The organism is Sulfuricurvum sp. (genome assembly GCF_022759005.1).
Lineage (GTDB): Bacteria > Campylobacterota > Campylobacteria > Campylobacterales > Sulfurimonadaceae > Sulfuricurvum.
Genome location: NZ_JAEMQA010000145.1, coordinates 3177 through 17819, shown reverse-complemented (window position 1 = coordinate 17819; position 14643 = coordinate 3177). Strand labels below are relative to the sequence as shown.

The following is a 14643-nucleotide window of genomic DNA, read 5'->3' as shown; positions in this document are numbered from 1 at the left end:
TGAGGGTACGGTATTTAGCGAAATTGATACCCGAGGCGCTTGTGGCTGACAATGGCATCCTTTCCGAGGAGTTTACGGAGCGTTTTGATGTAGGTGCGCAGGCTTCCGTCGCTTGGAGTTTCATCGTAATCCCACAGATGCTCCATAATCATTTCATGCGAGAGCAGCTCGTTGCGGTGCTGAATAAAAAGCTTGAGGAGTTTGTGCTCTTTGAGCTGTAAGTTTTGAACCGTACCGTTGATACTGAGTATTTGATTGTCAATGTCATAGGTAATCCCTTCGCCTAGGGAGATGGCTTCGGTCGGATTATGATAAAAGTTTCTCTTTAGAATCGTTTGAATCCGTAAAAGCAGCTCTTTGAGTGCAAAAGGGTTACGGATGTAGTCGGCTCCACCACTTTCGAATCCTGCCTCGACATCGCTCATACCGTTGCGCGAGGTGATAAAGATCGCAGGGGTGGTGTTTCCCTCTTTGCGGCTTGCTTTGAGGAGTGAAAATCCGTCTCCCTCCGGAACATTGACATCGAGGAGTAAGAGATCAAAACGCTGTTCATAGATCAAATCTTCAGCAGAAGAGGCGGTGTAAGCACAGATCACTTCGTACCCGTGATCCTCCAGATATTCGCTGACGCTTTCGGAGAGGTTCGGGTCATCTTCAAGAAGGAGAAGTTTGGTTTTGATCATGAGAGTGCGATTCCAAAAATTATAAAAAGGATCAATGCCATGCCGGCCGCAATGAGAGCATAGGGGAGCTGTGTTCGTGTATGCTCACCCACTTCACATCCGCTTGCCATAGCGGAGATAATCGTGGTATCGGAGATAGGGGAACAGTGATCGCCGAAGACCCCTCCTGAGATCACCGCACCCATCGCCAACGCTACCGGAGCATCAAGCCCGACGGCCAAAGGGACTGCGATCGGGAGCATAATACTAAATGTCCCCCAGCTGGTTCCCGTCGCAAAGGCAATAATCGCCGCTAAGACAAAAACGGCTCCCGCCAAATATGCCGAAGGGAGATAATTGCCGATGAAGGATGCGAGATATTTGCCTACTTCCATATCCGAACTGACCCCGCCGATCGCAAATGCGAAGAGTAAAATAGCGGCTATCGGAGCCATCGATTTCGCACCTTGGAACGCTGCCGAGAGAAAATCACGGGTTGAAAGGGCATCTTTGAAGCGATAGTATCCAAACATCAGGATCAATGTGATAATCAGGGTATAAAAGATCGATGTAGAGCCGGAGCCTTTGAAAATATTGCCATTTCCGGTGATGAACATCAAGGTGACGACTCCGCCGATCATCCAGAGCATTGGCCATACAAAAAGACCGAAATGGCCTCGGTCATCTTCGCATTCGATGGTTGGAGGGAAAATTGCCGCATGGCGCATCGGTCCGATCTCTATTTCAAACCATATAGCGATGAAGGTGACGGCCAGCGCAAAATAGGCGTAAAAATTGAATGCAACCGATTCGATAAGCCATGTCGCGCTCTCACCCCCGATCAGACCGGCGCTGATTTGCCCCCCGATCAGTCCGAGGAGCAAAGCACCCCACCCGTTGAGGGGGATCAGGGAACAGACGGGAGCTGAGGTCGAGTCGCAGACAAAGGCGAGCTTCGCGCGACTGATGCCGTAACGGTCGCAAAAAGGGCGTCCGATGGCACCGGCAACAAGAGAGGTGATGGAAGATTCGATGAAAACGACGATACCGGCGATGAAACTCGGCATCAGTGCACCCCGTTTGCTTTTTACCCAAGAGCGTTTGACGCTGAGTTCATGCACCAGTCCATCTACTCCGCCGCTGCGTTCGATGAGTGTCATAACCGATCCGACCATGATTGCAAACGCGAGCGTTTTGAGCACCCACCCCTCACTCAGCAATGCTGCAAAACGTTCGATCATCAATAAGATCGCATTGAGCGGCTGAAAGTCGGCAATGATCAATTCCCCGATCAAAACGGCAGCCACCAAAGCGACAAAAACAGAGCGGCTGAAAAATGCGAGGAGAATAGCGATGAGAGGAGGAATTAACCCTAAGATTCCGTATTCGATAAGAGATCCTTTTAAAATTCTCAAAAACTATGTTTTTGTAGCTTTAGGGGATTGCAAAGGACTTCAGTCCTTGCCACTAAAACGGATGCATCCGTTTTAGTGCGTAACATCTATAGTATCATCTGAAGGCGCATGATCCCTGCCCGATCAAATTGTTCTTTGTAGTACTCGCTCCGTTTTTCGTCGATGACTTCGAACCCGAGTTTTTTGTAGATCATTTCGGTCTCCACCGAACCGATCTCGACCGAGGTTTGAACTTTTCGATACCCTTTGAGACGCGCGGTGAGCATGCTTTTCCCGATCAGCTCTTTGAAGACGTCGAGGCTTTTAAATTCCGGTTTGATTAGCATGAAATCCAGTACAAAGGTTTTGTTATCGGCTTCACCTTCGCACAGCAGATAGGCCGCGATCCGTTCGTGATAGGTTTCATCAAAGCCGATCTCTTCGAGGGCTTTGGAAAAAATTTCATGAGTGGCGATCCGTGGCTCATACCCGCAGATCGTTCCTGCGCTGACGCCGTTGGCAACCGCAATAAAAAAATTGGAGAAGTGGCAGTAGCTTTTTGTAGTGGTGAGAGCTAAGCGTTTGAGATAGCCGATGAGGGCTTCGTTGTCGGAAGTATTGAAAACGAGATCGAAAAGTCCGATTCTTTTCCCTCCTCGTGAACTTTCCAACAGTGCTTGGGCAATGATGTCAATATCCGCCTCTATTGCTTTACGAACGGTAATTGCCATCACAACCTCACTTTACGAATTTTCAATATGCTATACTACCTAACTTTAAAATAAACTAAGAATGCTCATATGTTGAAAATAACTTTTCCCTTTTTATGGATCAGCGGCTTTTCGCTCCTTTTTGGTGCGCAGCAACTTGTCGTCGTTCTTTCGCCGGAACTCAATGCAACCTCAGGGGTAATGCAACGCTATGAGAAAACAAGAATATGGGAAAAAGTGGGTTCAGCCGTTCCCGTCACGTTGGGAAGAAACGGATTGGGATACGCGGCATTCAAAGAGCCGTTGAAAAAAGAGGGTGACGGGCGTTCACCCGCAGGGGTGTTTTCGATAACGTCGGCATTCGGTTATGATCAGAACACCACAGTTAAACTTCCGTACTGGTACGCCGATGAGAATCTCTATTGCGTGGATGATATCAATGATTCACGTTACAATCGGATGCTCCGTATTTTCGACAAGAGCGTTTTGCCTTCCAGTTATGAAGTGATGCGTCGTGCCGATGGCGTTTATCGCTACGGTGCGGTGATCGGATACAATGACATGGCGCAGAGCGGACGGGGATCATGTATTTTTATCCATCTCAATCACGCTGACAAACATCCTACTTCCGGATGTACGGCGATGGATGAGGCACCATTGGTGGAACTGCTAAAATGGCTTGACCCGCAAAAAAATCCTCAGATAATGCAAGTATTGAAGAGCGAGTGCGGAAAATACAAAGAAGAGTTTGAGGGGATCGAGTGTGAATAACGTTAGTTCCGTTCGTGGTGAGCTGGGTCGAACCATGTACGCCCACCCTTTGATAGGCTCAGGGCGAACGTTAGTAATAGGAATTATGGATTCACCACATCCACTTTTGGAGTTGATACGGTAGATGAGGGAAGCATCGGATAGACGATAGTCGGTTTTTTACCTTCAAGTGATTTGAGGAATGTTTGGATAGATGCGGTCTCTTCATTATTCAAATCGACACCGAGTTGGATACGCCCCATCTCTTTGATTGCTTCGCCGAGAGTTGCGATTTGCCCATTGTGGAAATACGGCGCGGTTTGCGTCACATTACGCAATGTCGGTACGCGAACCATTCCGTTGGCATCCCCTTTGAAATCTCCGACGTTCATGTGTTTGTACGGAGCGACAACACCGAATGCCTGCATGGTTCCACCCAACGCAATGTCGTTATGACACGTTGCACACCCCTTGGTGATAAAGGTTTTGAGCCCTTTTTGCTCCTCTTTGCTCAATGCATTTTTCTTGCCATTGAGGAAATCATCGTAACGTGATGGGGTAACAAGGGTGCGCTCGAACACGGCGATGGTATCGGCTACTTTTGCGAAATCGATTTTGACATCTTTGCCGTACGCTTTTTTGAACAGTGCAACGTATTCAGGGATAGAGTTTACGACACCCTCGACGAATGCTTTTGGAGCCGCCATTTCCGGTCCTGCTTGGATCGGTCCTTGTGCTTGGTCTTCGAGATGCGGAGAGCGACCGTCCCAGAACTGTTGGCTGTAGAATACGGCATTGTAGACAGTCGGGGAACTCAATCCGTGTGGATTTGAGGTCCATTTGTGTCCGATAGCCGAAGCCATTCCATCAGTTCCTCCCGTAGCGAGGTTGTGACACGTATTGCAGCTGATTAACCCGCTTTTTGAGAGGCGCGGTTCAAAATAGAGCATTTTACCGAGTTCCACTTTGGCTGCCGTGGTCGGATTTTTTGGGTTAGAAGTGAGTTTTTCGAGAGCTTTAGCAGATGATGGGATCGGTTTTAAACCGGCATTCTTAGCCTCATCGACGAGTGAAGCACCCATAACCGATGTGGCAACAATGGCGGATAGAAGTAATGTTTTCATAGTGCATCCTTGTTGTATTTGGATTGAATTAGAAATTGTAGCATACTAATCTAAAGGAAAATTTTTATCCTTTAGTTAATTGGAAAGTTCTTGCATAACCGTGAAACGTTTGGTGTGTTCCAATCGTCGGCATGCCGATTCGAATGCCCCACTCTCCCCCACGACAATACAATGTTTTTTTGCCCGTGTAAGTGCCGTGTAGAGGAGTTTTGTGTTGAGCATAATGTGGTGCGAAAAACTCATCACCATCACGACCCGCTCGTACTCCATCCCCTGAACTTTGTGGACACTGAGGGCATAGGAGAGATTGAGATAGTCGCTTATTTGGTCATATTTGTAGTGGACGATCAGCTCTTCATTGGGGTAATAGACATAACATAGTTCTTCCTCTTCATCGAGTCGGAAGATAAGTCCGCACATTCCGTTGAAGATACGCCGTTCAGTCGCTTCTGAACCCTCTTTGAACTCTTCGGGTGTTGTTGAGGGGAGGTTGTCGTTTTTTGTATGGACAACTTTGTCCATCAGACGAAACTCCCCTTTGAATGTTTTGATCTTCTTTTTGGGATTGGGATTGAAATACTCTTGGAGGATCAGATTGAGGTTATCGACTCCTAATGTATTCCCTTTCATCGGTGAAATCACTTGGAATGCACTGAGATACTCACGAATCTGTTTGGCTTCCAATTTTTCACGCGATTCGGGAAGGTAGCGCAGGGTGACATCGGCAATCGCCGCCAAGGTGTTATGCGATAGTGTTTTAATAACGTCATCGAACTCTGTGGATGAGAGAGAGTTTTTGAGGGCATAGCGATTGGGAAGATCGATATTTAAAAAGGTAAAATCCTCATATTCGTGCTGATAATCGGGGATGATCCCGCGACGAACGTCATTGGCGATGAGGGCAATCGCCTGATCGGGGCTTTGACGGTAGATTTGGGTGAGCATCACCGTTGGGGCGAGGTTGAGGGCAATCGCATCGCTGAGTGGGCTCCCCGCTCCGATAGGGGGAAGCTGTGCATCATCGCCGACCACAATCACGATAGCATCGCGATCAATCTTCGCCATCAGCCGTGCAAAGAGGAGGGAGTTGATCATTGAAGCTTCATCGATCAGAACAACCTTATAGGGCATGACATCATGTGATTCGAACCGTACCAAAAGACTTTGGATCGTCGAGCTCTGGTAGCCGCTACGCTCTCGTATCCTCTGAGACGCGATGCCGCTTAGGGCACAGGTCATAATGAGGCTTGGTTCATGGCGGGAGGATAGGAGATCGAGGAGCGCTTTTGCGGTGGTACTTTTCCCCGTTCCGGCATACCCGACGAGCAAAATGAGACCGCATCCTCGGTTAATCAGCTCCAATGCCTCGCGTTGTTGTTCACCCAGTTTCAGTTCATGTGCACTCAAAAAAGGATCCAAATCCTCGCTCAACACATCATGGGTATTTTTTCCTCGCCGTTTGAACTCTTCGATGAGGAGTGTTTCTGCTTCATAAATTCGGCGCGGTGAGAGTTTTGAGCTCGGAAGGAGGGTAATACTCCCCTCACGCAGCCGATCATCAAGAGCCTCTTCATAGGCTCTGTGATCTCCTAATTCGACGAGAAGATCGAGTTTGGCAAAAAGGGTGCTCTTATCGATACAGCTGTTTCCCTCCGCATCGCAGTATTCGCTGAGGGTATACTCCATAGCGGCGCCGATCCGTCGTTCGTCGTCTGTTTTGAGTCCCATATTCAGAGCGATTTCATCGGCTTTTTTGAATCCGATGCCGTTGATGCGCATGAGACCATAGGGGTTATTTTTGATCGCTTCGATAGGGTTTTTGATCTCTTTCATCGCCTCTGCAATCAGACGCAGCAATGCCGGAGTTACCCCAAACGGTGCCAAAAATTCTCCCAAGGCGCGCATGGAACGAAACTGTTTCCATCCCGTAGAGAGTTTGAGGAGCCGTTTCTCACTCATCCCTTTTAGGGTTTTGAGCCGCTCGATGTCGTTGTCCAAAATTTCAATAAGCCCTTCAGTTCCGTACTTTTCGATCAGTTCAGCGGTCAGTTTTTTCGTGAATCCTTTGACCACACGGTTGAGAAAAAAGAAAAGTTCGTTTTGATTGATAATGATGGTATGGGCTTTGAACGTCCGACCGTATTGACGGTGTTCTTCCCATGATCCTTTGAGGGTTACTGCGGCGTCTTTGAGATTATCGACGTCGCTCTCGTAGTAATGGGCGCTGATTTTATCCCCGCCTTTGAGGGCGGCGATGAAAAAGCCGTTGTTTTGGTAGATGATCCGATCGATTTGACCGATGAGGGTTTGCACGCTTACGCTTTTACGCGGAGGTTTCTCTCTTCCTCTTGCGCTTTATACAGCTCTGCACACCCTTTGGCGAGTTCGCGGATTTTGAGGATGTAGTTGGCGCGTTCCGTGACGGAGATCGCTTTGCGTGCATCGAGAGTATTGAATGTATGAGATGCCATCATGCACAGATCGTATGCGGGGAGGGGAAGCTCGACATCGAGGCATCGTTTACACTCGGCAGCTTTGGCTTCAAACTCATGGAAAAGCATTGCCGTATCGGCGATTTCGAAGTTGTATTTGCTGAATTCGATCTCACCTTCTTTATGGATGTCACGGTAGAGGGTTTTTCCGAATGTGTTTTCACTCCAGACGATGTCAAACACCGTATCAACCCCTTGGAGATACATCGCCAGACGCTCCGTCCCGTAGGTGATTTCGACCGCTACCGGATCACAGGTGACACCGCCGACTTGTTGGAAATAGGTGAACTGTGTCACCTCCATCCCATTTAGCCATACTTCCCATCCTAGACCCCATGCACCGAGTGTCGGCGATTCCCAGTTATCTTCGACGAAACGGATATCGTGTTCTTTGAGGTTTAGCCCCAAATACTCCAAACTTTTGAGATAAAGTTCTTGGATATTTTCAGGGCTTGGTTTGATCAGTACTTGAAACTGGTAGTAGCTTCCCAAACGGTTCGGATTTTCGCCGTAGCGGCCGTCTGTCGGGCGGCGGCTCGGTGCGACATAGGCAACCGACCACGGTTTTGAATCGAGTGAACGGAGAAACGTAGCAGGGTGGAATGTACCTGCACCGGCGGCAATGTCATAGGGCTGAACAATCGCACACCCTTGGTCGTTCCAAAATTGTTGAAGTTTTAAAAGCAAATCACCAAACGTAATCATAAGAGTCCCATGAAATAAAGTACGTGATTATACCAAAAAACGACACCCCAAGGGGTTTCTTAAAGATACACGCCTTATCATAAGTAAATTGAATAGTGGAATATGGCGTAAACGGGTCTGCAGTGCTTAGGAGAGTTTACAAACGATGTCGCCGATTTGCTGACCCAAAGACTCCGCGACGACGGAGCATTTGACTTTGAGTAAAAAACAGATATTTAATCGCTGCTGCGGGGTCATACACTCGTAATTCCCCATACCCTTCGCTATGATCAAATCGGCATGATCGAAGAGATTTTTTGCTTCAGTTGAAGCGAGCTCATAGACAAATCCGGGGGTCGGAACACCGCTATCTACGACACGGCAAATTTGCTCCATTCCAGCTTCATGCGCTTCTTTGAGGGTAACGTCATTGATGATCGGAGCCCCTCGAACCATATAAGAAAACACTATCTTTGGATAAAGTTTTTGAAGTTCGCGAATCGCAAGTGCGTCAAAAAGATGCTCCCCAGTATTGTCACCGATATACAAAACACTTTTTGCTTCTGTCAATGCATGCCGAAGCGATTCACTTTCATCCTGTGCAAACGGGGTGTCAAAAACGGAAGTGATAGCGTTGTGTAAATCGAAGCTCACTTCTGCAGCCAAATCGATCACATTTCCCACAACAGCGGTTTTGAGAATGGCGATAAACGGATCATGGCTGTTTTGAATCGTCTCTTCTAAAAAAGGGAGATAACTTTTTGCCTGAATGGTAGCATGCCGTTTTTGTTCATCATAGAGGTCTGCCGTTTGCGCAAGTTTAGCCATTCCTTCATAGAGAGGCGCGGCAATGACGGGAGGAGAAAGGGTAAAATCGGCACTCTGAAGGGCGGTTTCAACGTAATTGATAATGTGTTCGCTCAGAGATTTATCGGCATGAATTGCTTCGCACACACGGCGGCTTTGTCCTGCTATACAGGCTATACATTCACTTTGAATCGTCATTGAGCGTGGTCGTCGATCACTTTGCCCCACATCAGTTTGTATTTACGGCGCATGAATTCAACTTCTTGTTGCGAGAGTTTGAGTTGTTCGGTGAGGGTTTCAATCGTTCTGCGGTCTTCCTCATAGAGTTCTTGGAGAGAGGCGAGGGCATCTTTGAGAAACTCATTTTCGTTTTTGATCGATTCGATCGTTTCTTCTTTGGCGACGAGCACTTTTTCATGGAGATTGATGATCGTTCCGATTGTTTTTTCGACAAAATTGGCACCCAGCGTAATATCGGCTTGCGATGCACTGAGCTCTTGCATGGTGGCAGGGACTAGACCCTCCATCCCTTGACCCGGATCGATGATCACTTCGCCGTCTTCGATAAGGGTAGTTAGTTTTCCTCTTACGATTAACGCTTCAACGGCACTTCGATCCATATTGGTCATTTTTGCGTAATCGTCGATACTCATCCACCCTTGCATTGTCTACCGCCTTCAAATTTTGATTTAGTATAGCAAAATGCGTACCCAAATTAAAGCACGCAAACGTGCACGGACTATCGCCGAAGAGAACTCAGCGTTAGTATGAGAACCGTTATTGAGGTGAGTAACCTCACTTCGATAGGTTCGCAACCAAAGGCGAAGGGCTTGCCCCGCCGTCGGAGAGGGTTTGAAACTATAAGATAGTCTCAATTTCCAATGAATCCATTTCTACTTTTTTCGCTTTTGTGATCCGATCTTCCATGAGTTTCATCCGAAGTTCTTCGTTGTCTAAAGCCAAAATTTGCATGGCCAAATACGCGGCATTCACTGCTCCCGCTTTTCCGAGTGCAACTGTTGCTACCGGCATACCTGATGGCATTTGTACGGTAGAGAGCATCGCGTCCATACCATCCATTGCTCCACCTTTCATCGGTACACCGATGATCGGACGGATTGTTTTGGAAGCCAAAACACCTGCCAAATGGGCCGCCATACCTGCCGCTGCGATAAAGACTTGTGCCCCTTTTGCTTCTGCTGTCGCGATGTACTCTTTAGTACGTTCAGGGCTTCGGTGAGCGGATGAGATAATCAGTTCGTATGGCACACCAAACTCTTCGAGAGTATCCGAGCACGATTTCATAACATCAAAATCGCTTTTGCTCCCCATGATAATCGATACGAATTTCATTGTATTAACTCCTTGGTATTTGTTTTAAATTTTCGTTCATGGTAAACTTGTCGAACCATGAATTTACCCTTCGACAGGCTCAGGGCGAACGGATATATTAACATTTGGTAATCGTCCCCATCTCTTCGGTGGCAGGGATACGGAAGAAAGTAAAATGAGGCAGAGCGCACGGTAGTTTAAAGCGGTTGAGGTTTCCGCTGTGGACTTGATCCCACACTTTGCCGTTTTCAGCGAGGAGCTGCTTGAAGCTGATACGCCACTCACCATTCTCCTCCCACACTTTTCCAATCTCGTTATCGATCGGTTTTAGGGAACTCCCCTCAGGGAAAACGAGTTCCATCGTATCGTTCGGGAACGTTTTGTATTTGCACTCGAAATACTCTCCCGATTCATCGACGATGCCGCTGACTTGATGGGTTCCCATCATCATCGAATAATCGAGATTTTGGGTATCGTTTTTTTCAAACGGACGGTTGATGAGATAAGCATCGGTAAAGCCACGATTTTGCATCGTATTTAGCTCTTTTTGGTATCGTTCCCCATCAAACTTTCCGGCATAATAATCATCGATGGCACGTCTGTACACTTTCGCCGTTATAGCTGCATAATAGGGTGCTTTGGTCCGTCCTTCGATTTTAAGTGAATCGATACACCCCGCATCAAGAATCTCTTTGATATGGGATGCAAGATTGAGATCTTTGGAATTCATGATATAGGTTCCGACCCCTTCATCTTCGACAAGTTTGAAGAGTGTTCCTGTCTCAGGGTTGGCGGCATACATCTCGTAGGGAAAGCGGCAGTCATTCGCACAGCTTCCTCGGTTAGGGACACGACCGCTTTGGAGCGTTGAGATTAAACATCGACCGCTGTAGGCAAAACACATTGAGCCATGAACGAACACTTCGATCTCCAAATCGGGGAGCTCTTTTTTAATCTCTTTGAGGTCTTTGAGCGAAATTTCGCGTGCGGCGATGATACGGCGTGCTCCCATATCGTGGTAGACCTGAGCATCGAGGACATTCATGACATTGGCTTGTGTCGAGAGATGCAGCGGCATATCCGGAGCAATCTGATGTGCAAGTTTGAGAACACCCGGTGTTGCGACGATAAAGGCATCGGGTTTCAAGGAAGCCATGGCAGCAATATGTTCTTTGAGAAGTTTGAGTTGAGAATTAAAAGGGAAGCCATTGATGGTAACGTAGACTTTACGACCCCGTGCGTGGGCGTAATCGATCCCCTCTTTGAAGCTCTCCATGTCAAACTCTTTTCCGGAACGGATACGGAGGGAGAAATGGCTGACACCGCCATATACGGCATCTGCGCCGTAATCGATAGCGATTTTGAGTTTTTCTAAATTCCCCGCAGGGGAGAGGAGCTCGACTTTTTTCAATATGACTCTCTTGTGGTCAAAAATAGTGAGCGGATTGTACCGTTTTGTTTATTTATTTTTTCCCAAACGATGCAAGTAATGCTTCAATATCATCACTGCTTACGACATCTTCGGTTGTTGTATCTCCGTGAATGTGGACGGCAGAAGAAACCCGTTTGGAATCATCGATTTTTCCGGAAAATAGATGGTTCATATAGGTAGAGAGGGCACGCATAACATTGATAACCCGCTCAATTTTTTGACGATGAATATCTTGGTACTGCATAATATCCATAATATTTATAATCGTATCACCGCCGTTTTGGAGCATTTCGAGAATCTCTTGAAGAGAATCGGATGCAGTTTGGTTTTTTGCTAATTGCGTTTTGAACGCTTCAACATGAGGGAACTTTGCACTCAATGTCGTAAAGAGCTCAATGTTGCTTTTCACGATTGCTTGAACCGATTTGACATCTTTTTCGCCGCTACCCAAATCGTTACTAATCCCTTCGATCAAATCAAAGATTTCAGATGCTTTTTGCTCGCTCTCTTTGGTAACATCATCGAGTTGATGAACCATTTTATTATCATCCGTCGGCGGTGGCGGAGGCCAACTGTGGAGCGCGGAAACACGGTATTTGTCAGGGTCTTCCTCATTGTCATGAAGTGCATTGCTAACGGCTTCTTCTTTGATTGAGGGCTCTTCAGGAACCTCTGCTGGCTCATTTTCTTCGAAACCGGCATCCATGTCTATATCACCATTCATTAGCGCATCTAATTCTTCTTGCGTCATGATCACTGTCCTAAACGATTTGAAATTGCACTATAATAACATTAAAATGATAATTTTTTCTTAGGAATAGAGATGAAAGCCGATCTACACAATCATACGATACTTTGTAACCATGCTACGGGCACTGTAGCAGAATATGTCGAAGCGGCAATTACGTGTCAAACGGAGTACTTCGGTTTTTCCGATCATGCGCCGATGCATTACGATCCAGCGTACCGGATGAGTTTTGCACAGATGGAACTCTATGAATCGTGGATCAAAGAGGCTCAGGAGCGTTATCGCGATCAAATTACCGTTTTACTCGGGTACGAAGTTGACTTTTTGCCGGGGTATATGGACGATATTATTTTAAAACGCCCTTGTGATTATTTGATCGGAAGTGTCCATTTTATCGATGATTGGGGATTTGATAATCCCGAGTTTATCGGTCGCTACGTTGGGGCGGATATTGATGACATATACCGCCGTTATTTTTCTTTGGTTGAAGCGATGGCATCGAGCGGTAAATTTGATATCGTGGGGCATTTGGATTTACTCAAGGTTTTCAAATATCTTCCGACCAGTGATATCCGTTTGTTGGCGCATGATGCGCTAAAAGCGATCAAGCACTCCAATATGACCATAGAAATCAATGTTGCTGGGTATAGAAAACCGATAGAGGAGGCATATCCTGCCCCTTTATTATTAGAACAGATTGCGGAGATGGAGATACCGATTACATTTGGTTCGGATGCCCATGCAAAAGAGCAGGTTGGAATGTATTCAGATCAGGTCGAAGCACTTGCCCGCTCAGTAGGATATGAACAATGTGCAGTATATCGAGGTCGGGATCGCGAATTGATTAAATTTTAATCACCTTAAACACTTCACTTTTTGGCAAGTTTTGCTATACTACATTAACTTTAATTACATTCAGGAGATTTGCATGGGTAAATTCGTAAACAGTGTCGACGAGTTTTTCAGTTTTTGTAAAGAGAACGACGTTCAGTTCGTAGATTTTCGCTTCACCGATATGAAAGGGACATGGCATCACGTTAGCTATCGCATGAGCGCGGTAAACAAAGGTCACTTTGAAAACGGTCTTCCGTTTGATGGTTCATCAATCGATGCTTGGCAGCCGATTAACCGTTCAGACATGTTGTTGAAACCGGACGCTCCGTCTGCATTCATGGATCCGTTTACTGCTGATCCGACCATCATCGTTTTCTGTGATGTTTACGATATCTATAAAGGTCAAGCATACGAAAAATGCCCACGTTCAATCGCTAAAAAAGCTCTTGAGCACCTTGCAAATGCCGGTGTCGGTGATGTTGCATATTTCGGACCGGAAAATGAGTTCTTCGTATTCGACGATGTTAAAATCCGCGATGAAGCAAACTGCTCATATTATGAAGTAGACACTGAAGAGGGTGCATGGAATGATGCAAAAGAGTTCAAAGACGGTTTCAACACGGGTCACCGCCCACGTACAAAAGGTGGATATTTTCCGGTAGCACCGATCGATACTATGGTTGATCTTCGTGCTGAGATGATGTTGGCGTTGGAGCAAGTGGGACTAGAAGTTGTTCTTGGTCACCACGAAGTTGCGCAAGGTCAAGGTGAAATCGGTATCGTTTTCGGAACTTTGGTTGAAGCAGCGGATAACGTACAAAAATTGAAATACGTTATTAAAATGGTTGCTCACCTTAACGGTAAAACAGTTACATTTATGCCTAAACCGCTTTATGGAGATAACGGTAACGGCATGCACGTTCACCAGTCAATCTGGAAAGACGGCAAAAATACATTCTACAAAGAGGGCGGTTACAGCAACTTGTCTGAAACAGCGCTTCACTATATAGGCGGCATCTTTGCACACGCACGTGCGGTTGCGGCGTTCACTAACCCATCAACCAACTCATACAAACGTCTTATCCCTGGATTCGAAGCACCGTCAATCTTGACCTACTCAAGCCAAAACCGTTCTGCTTCTTGCCGTGTTCCGTACGGTGCGGGTGAAAAAGCGACACGTATCGAAATGCGTTTCCCGGATTCAACTTCATGCCCATACCTTGCGTTTACGGCTATGTTGTTGGCTGGACTTGATGGTATCAAAAACAAAACTGTTCCGGTTGGACCAATGGATGAAGATTTGTTCGAACTTACGTTGAATGAAATCCGTGAAAAAGGTATCCAACAAATGCCACACACATTACGCGGTGCATTGGAATCATTGATCCGTGATAACGATTTCTTGAAACCGGTAATGACCGATGAGTTCATCGATACCTACCAAAACTATAAATTTGAAACACAAGTATGGCCTGACGAAGCTCGTCCGACTGCGTTCGAATTTAAATCTACTTACTCTTGTTAATCTTCTGTGCGGGGTGAAAACCCTGCACACTTTTTCTTTTGCTCTTTTTCATACATAATCTTTAATTTTTTTCATCACTTTTCTTTTTAGAAAAGAAAAGTAATCAAAAGAAAAGCGCCCCCTCAACAGAACGCTTCCAATCGCTTTGG

At 46.5% G+C, this 14643-nt stretch carries 14 protein-coding genes; 3 read left to right on the top strand and 11 right to left on the bottom strand.

Going from position 1 to position 14643, the window contains the following annotated elements; genetic code table 11:
* Positions 1-14: 14 nt before the first annotated feature.
* The 3 genes from JHC35_RS08740 to JHC35_RS08730 form a co-directional block, all read right to left on the bottom strand.
* Positions 15-683, bottom strand: coding sequence for a response regulator transcription factor (locus JHC35_RS08740; protein ID WP_295044329.1), 669 nt, complete (start codon positions 681-683; stop codon positions 15-17).
* Positions 680-2077, bottom strand: a complete 1398-nt coding sequence (locus JHC35_RS08735) for a Na+/H+ antiporter NhaC family protein (RefSeq protein ID WP_295044326.1) — start codon at positions 2075-2077, stop codon at positions 680-682. Before JHC35_RS08735 ends, JHC35_RS08740 begins: the two co-directional genes overlap by 4 nt.
* Before the next feature lie 86 nt (positions 2078-2163).
* Positions 2164-2787, bottom strand: coding sequence for an acyl-CoA acyltransferase (locus JHC35_RS08730; protein WP_295044323.1), 624 nt, complete (start codon positions 2785-2787; stop codon positions 2164-2166).
* 69 nt (positions 2788-2856) lie between these two features.
* Between JHC35_RS08730 and JHC35_RS08725 the strand changes: the two genes are divergently transcribed.
* Entirely contained in the window at positions 2857-3537 is a 681-nt protein-coding gene (locus JHC35_RS08725; RefSeq protein WP_295044320.1) for a L,D-transpeptidase family protein, read from the top strand.
* An 83-nt stretch (positions 3538-3620) separates the two neighbouring features.
* On the opposite strand, the gene JHC35_RS08720 is transcribed toward JHC35_RS08725, so the two are convergent.
* The 8 genes from JHC35_RS08720 to JHC35_RS08685 form a co-directional block, all read right to left on the bottom strand.
* The gene (locus JHC35_RS08720; RefSeq protein WP_295044317.1) at positions 3621-4640 is read right to left on the bottom strand and encodes a cytochrome-c peroxidase; all 1020 of its coding nucleotides are present in this window, start codon (positions 4638-4640) and stop codon (positions 3621-3623) included.
* A gap of 75 nt (positions 4641-4715) precedes the next feature.
* Positions 4716-6953 (bottom strand): AAA family ATPase, encoded by a 2238-nt coding sequence (locus tag JHC35_RS08715; RefSeq protein ID WP_295044314.1) that lies wholly within the window; start codon positions 6951-6953, stop codon positions 4716-4718.
* A gap of 2 nt (positions 6954-6955) precedes the next feature.
* The gene (gene glyQ / locus JHC35_RS08710; protein WP_295044312.1) at positions 6956-7837 is read right to left on the bottom strand and encodes a glycine--tRNA ligase subunit alpha; all 882 of its coding nucleotides are present in this window, start codon (positions 7835-7837) and stop codon (positions 6956-6958) included.
* Positions 7838-7963: 126 nt separating this feature from the next.
* Positions 7964-8851 carry an ARMT1-like domain-containing protein gene (locus JHC35_RS08705; protein ID WP_295044308.1) on the bottom strand — a complete coding sequence of 296 codons (888 nt, stop codon included), beginning with the start codon at positions 8849-8851 and terminating at the stop codon, positions 7964-7966.
* Positions 8818-9288: a DUF3972 domain-containing protein gene (locus JHC35_RS08700; RefSeq protein ID WP_295044305.1), complete on the bottom strand. Its 471-nt coding sequence runs from the start codon at positions 9286-9288 to the stop codon at positions 8818-8820. The genes JHC35_RS08705 and JHC35_RS08700 overlap by 34 nt, the downstream gene beginning before the upstream one ends.
* 193 nt (positions 9289-9481) lie before the next feature.
* Complete coding sequence (purE, locus tag JHC35_RS08695) at positions 9482-9976, bottom strand: 5-(carboxyamino)imidazole ribonucleotide mutase (protein WP_295044302.1); 495 nt, start codon at positions 9974-9976, stop codon at positions 9482-9484.
* Between the two features lie 97 nt (positions 9977-10073).
* Positions 10074-11366 carry a peptidase U32 family protein gene (locus JHC35_RS08690; protein ID WP_295044300.1) on the bottom strand — a complete coding sequence of 431 codons (1293 nt, stop codon included), beginning with the start codon at positions 11364-11366 and terminating at the stop codon, positions 10074-10076.
* Positions 11367-11418: 52 nt separating this feature from the next.
* Positions 11419-12138, bottom strand: coding sequence for a chemotaxis protein (locus JHC35_RS08685; protein WP_295044298.1), 720 nt, complete (start codon positions 12136-12138; stop codon positions 11419-11421).
* Positions 12139-12210: 72 nt separating this feature from the next.
* On the opposite strand from JHC35_RS08685, the gene JHC35_RS08680 reads away from it, so the two are divergent.
* Entirely contained in the window at positions 12211-12990 is a 780-nt protein-coding gene (locus JHC35_RS08680; RefSeq protein ID WP_295044296.1) for a histidinol-phosphatase, read from the top strand.
* 73 nt (positions 12991-13063) lie between these two features.
* Entirely contained in the window at positions 13064-14494 is a 1431-nt protein-coding gene (glnA, locus tag JHC35_RS08675) for a type I glutamate--ammonia ligase (protein WP_295044294.1), read from the top strand.
* The last annotated feature ends 149 nt before the right edge of the window (positions 14495-14643 follow it).

What these genes read in the sequence shown, in the direction of transcription:
- JHC35_RS08740 (WP_295044329.1), bottom strand. Translation starts at nt 683, where the DNA reads ATGATCAAAACCAAACTTCTCCTTCTTGAAGATGACCCGAACCTCTCC.
- JHC35_RS08730 (WP_295044323.1), bottom strand. Translation starts at nt 2,787, where the DNA reads ATGGCAATTACCGTTCGTAAAGCAATAGAGGCGGATATTGACATCATT.
- JHC35_RS08725 (WP_295044320.1), top strand. Translation starts at nt 2,857, where the DNA reads ATGTTGAAAATAACTTTTCCCTTTTTATGGATCAGCGGCTTTTCGCTC.
- JHC35_RS08720 (WP_295044317.1), bottom strand. Translation starts at nt 4,640, where the DNA reads ATGAAAACATTACTTCTATCCGCCATTGTTGCCACATCGGTTATGGGT.
- glyQ (WP_295044312.1), bottom strand. Translation starts at nt 7,837, where the DNA reads ATGATTACGTTTGGTGATTTGCTTTTAAAACTTCAACAATTTTGGAAC.
- JHC35_RS08700 (WP_295044305.1), bottom strand. Translation starts at nt 9,288, where the DNA reads ATGCAAGGGTGGATGAGTATCGACGATTACGCAAAAATGACCAATATG.
- purE (WP_295044302.1), bottom strand. Translation starts at nt 9,976, where the DNA reads ATGAAATTCGTATCGATTATCATGGGGAGCAAAAGCGATTTTGATGTT.
- JHC35_RS08685 (WP_295044298.1), bottom strand. Translation starts at nt 12,138, where the DNA reads ATGACGCAAGAAGAATTAGATGCGCTAATGAATGGTGATATAGACATG.
- JHC35_RS08680 (WP_295044296.1), top strand. Translation starts at nt 12,211, where the DNA reads ATGAAAGCCGATCTACACAATCATACGATACTTTGTAACCATGCTACG.
- glnA (WP_295044294.1), top strand. Translation starts at nt 13,064, where the DNA reads ATGGGTAAATTCGTAAACAGTGTCGACGAGTTTTTCAGTTTTTGTAAA.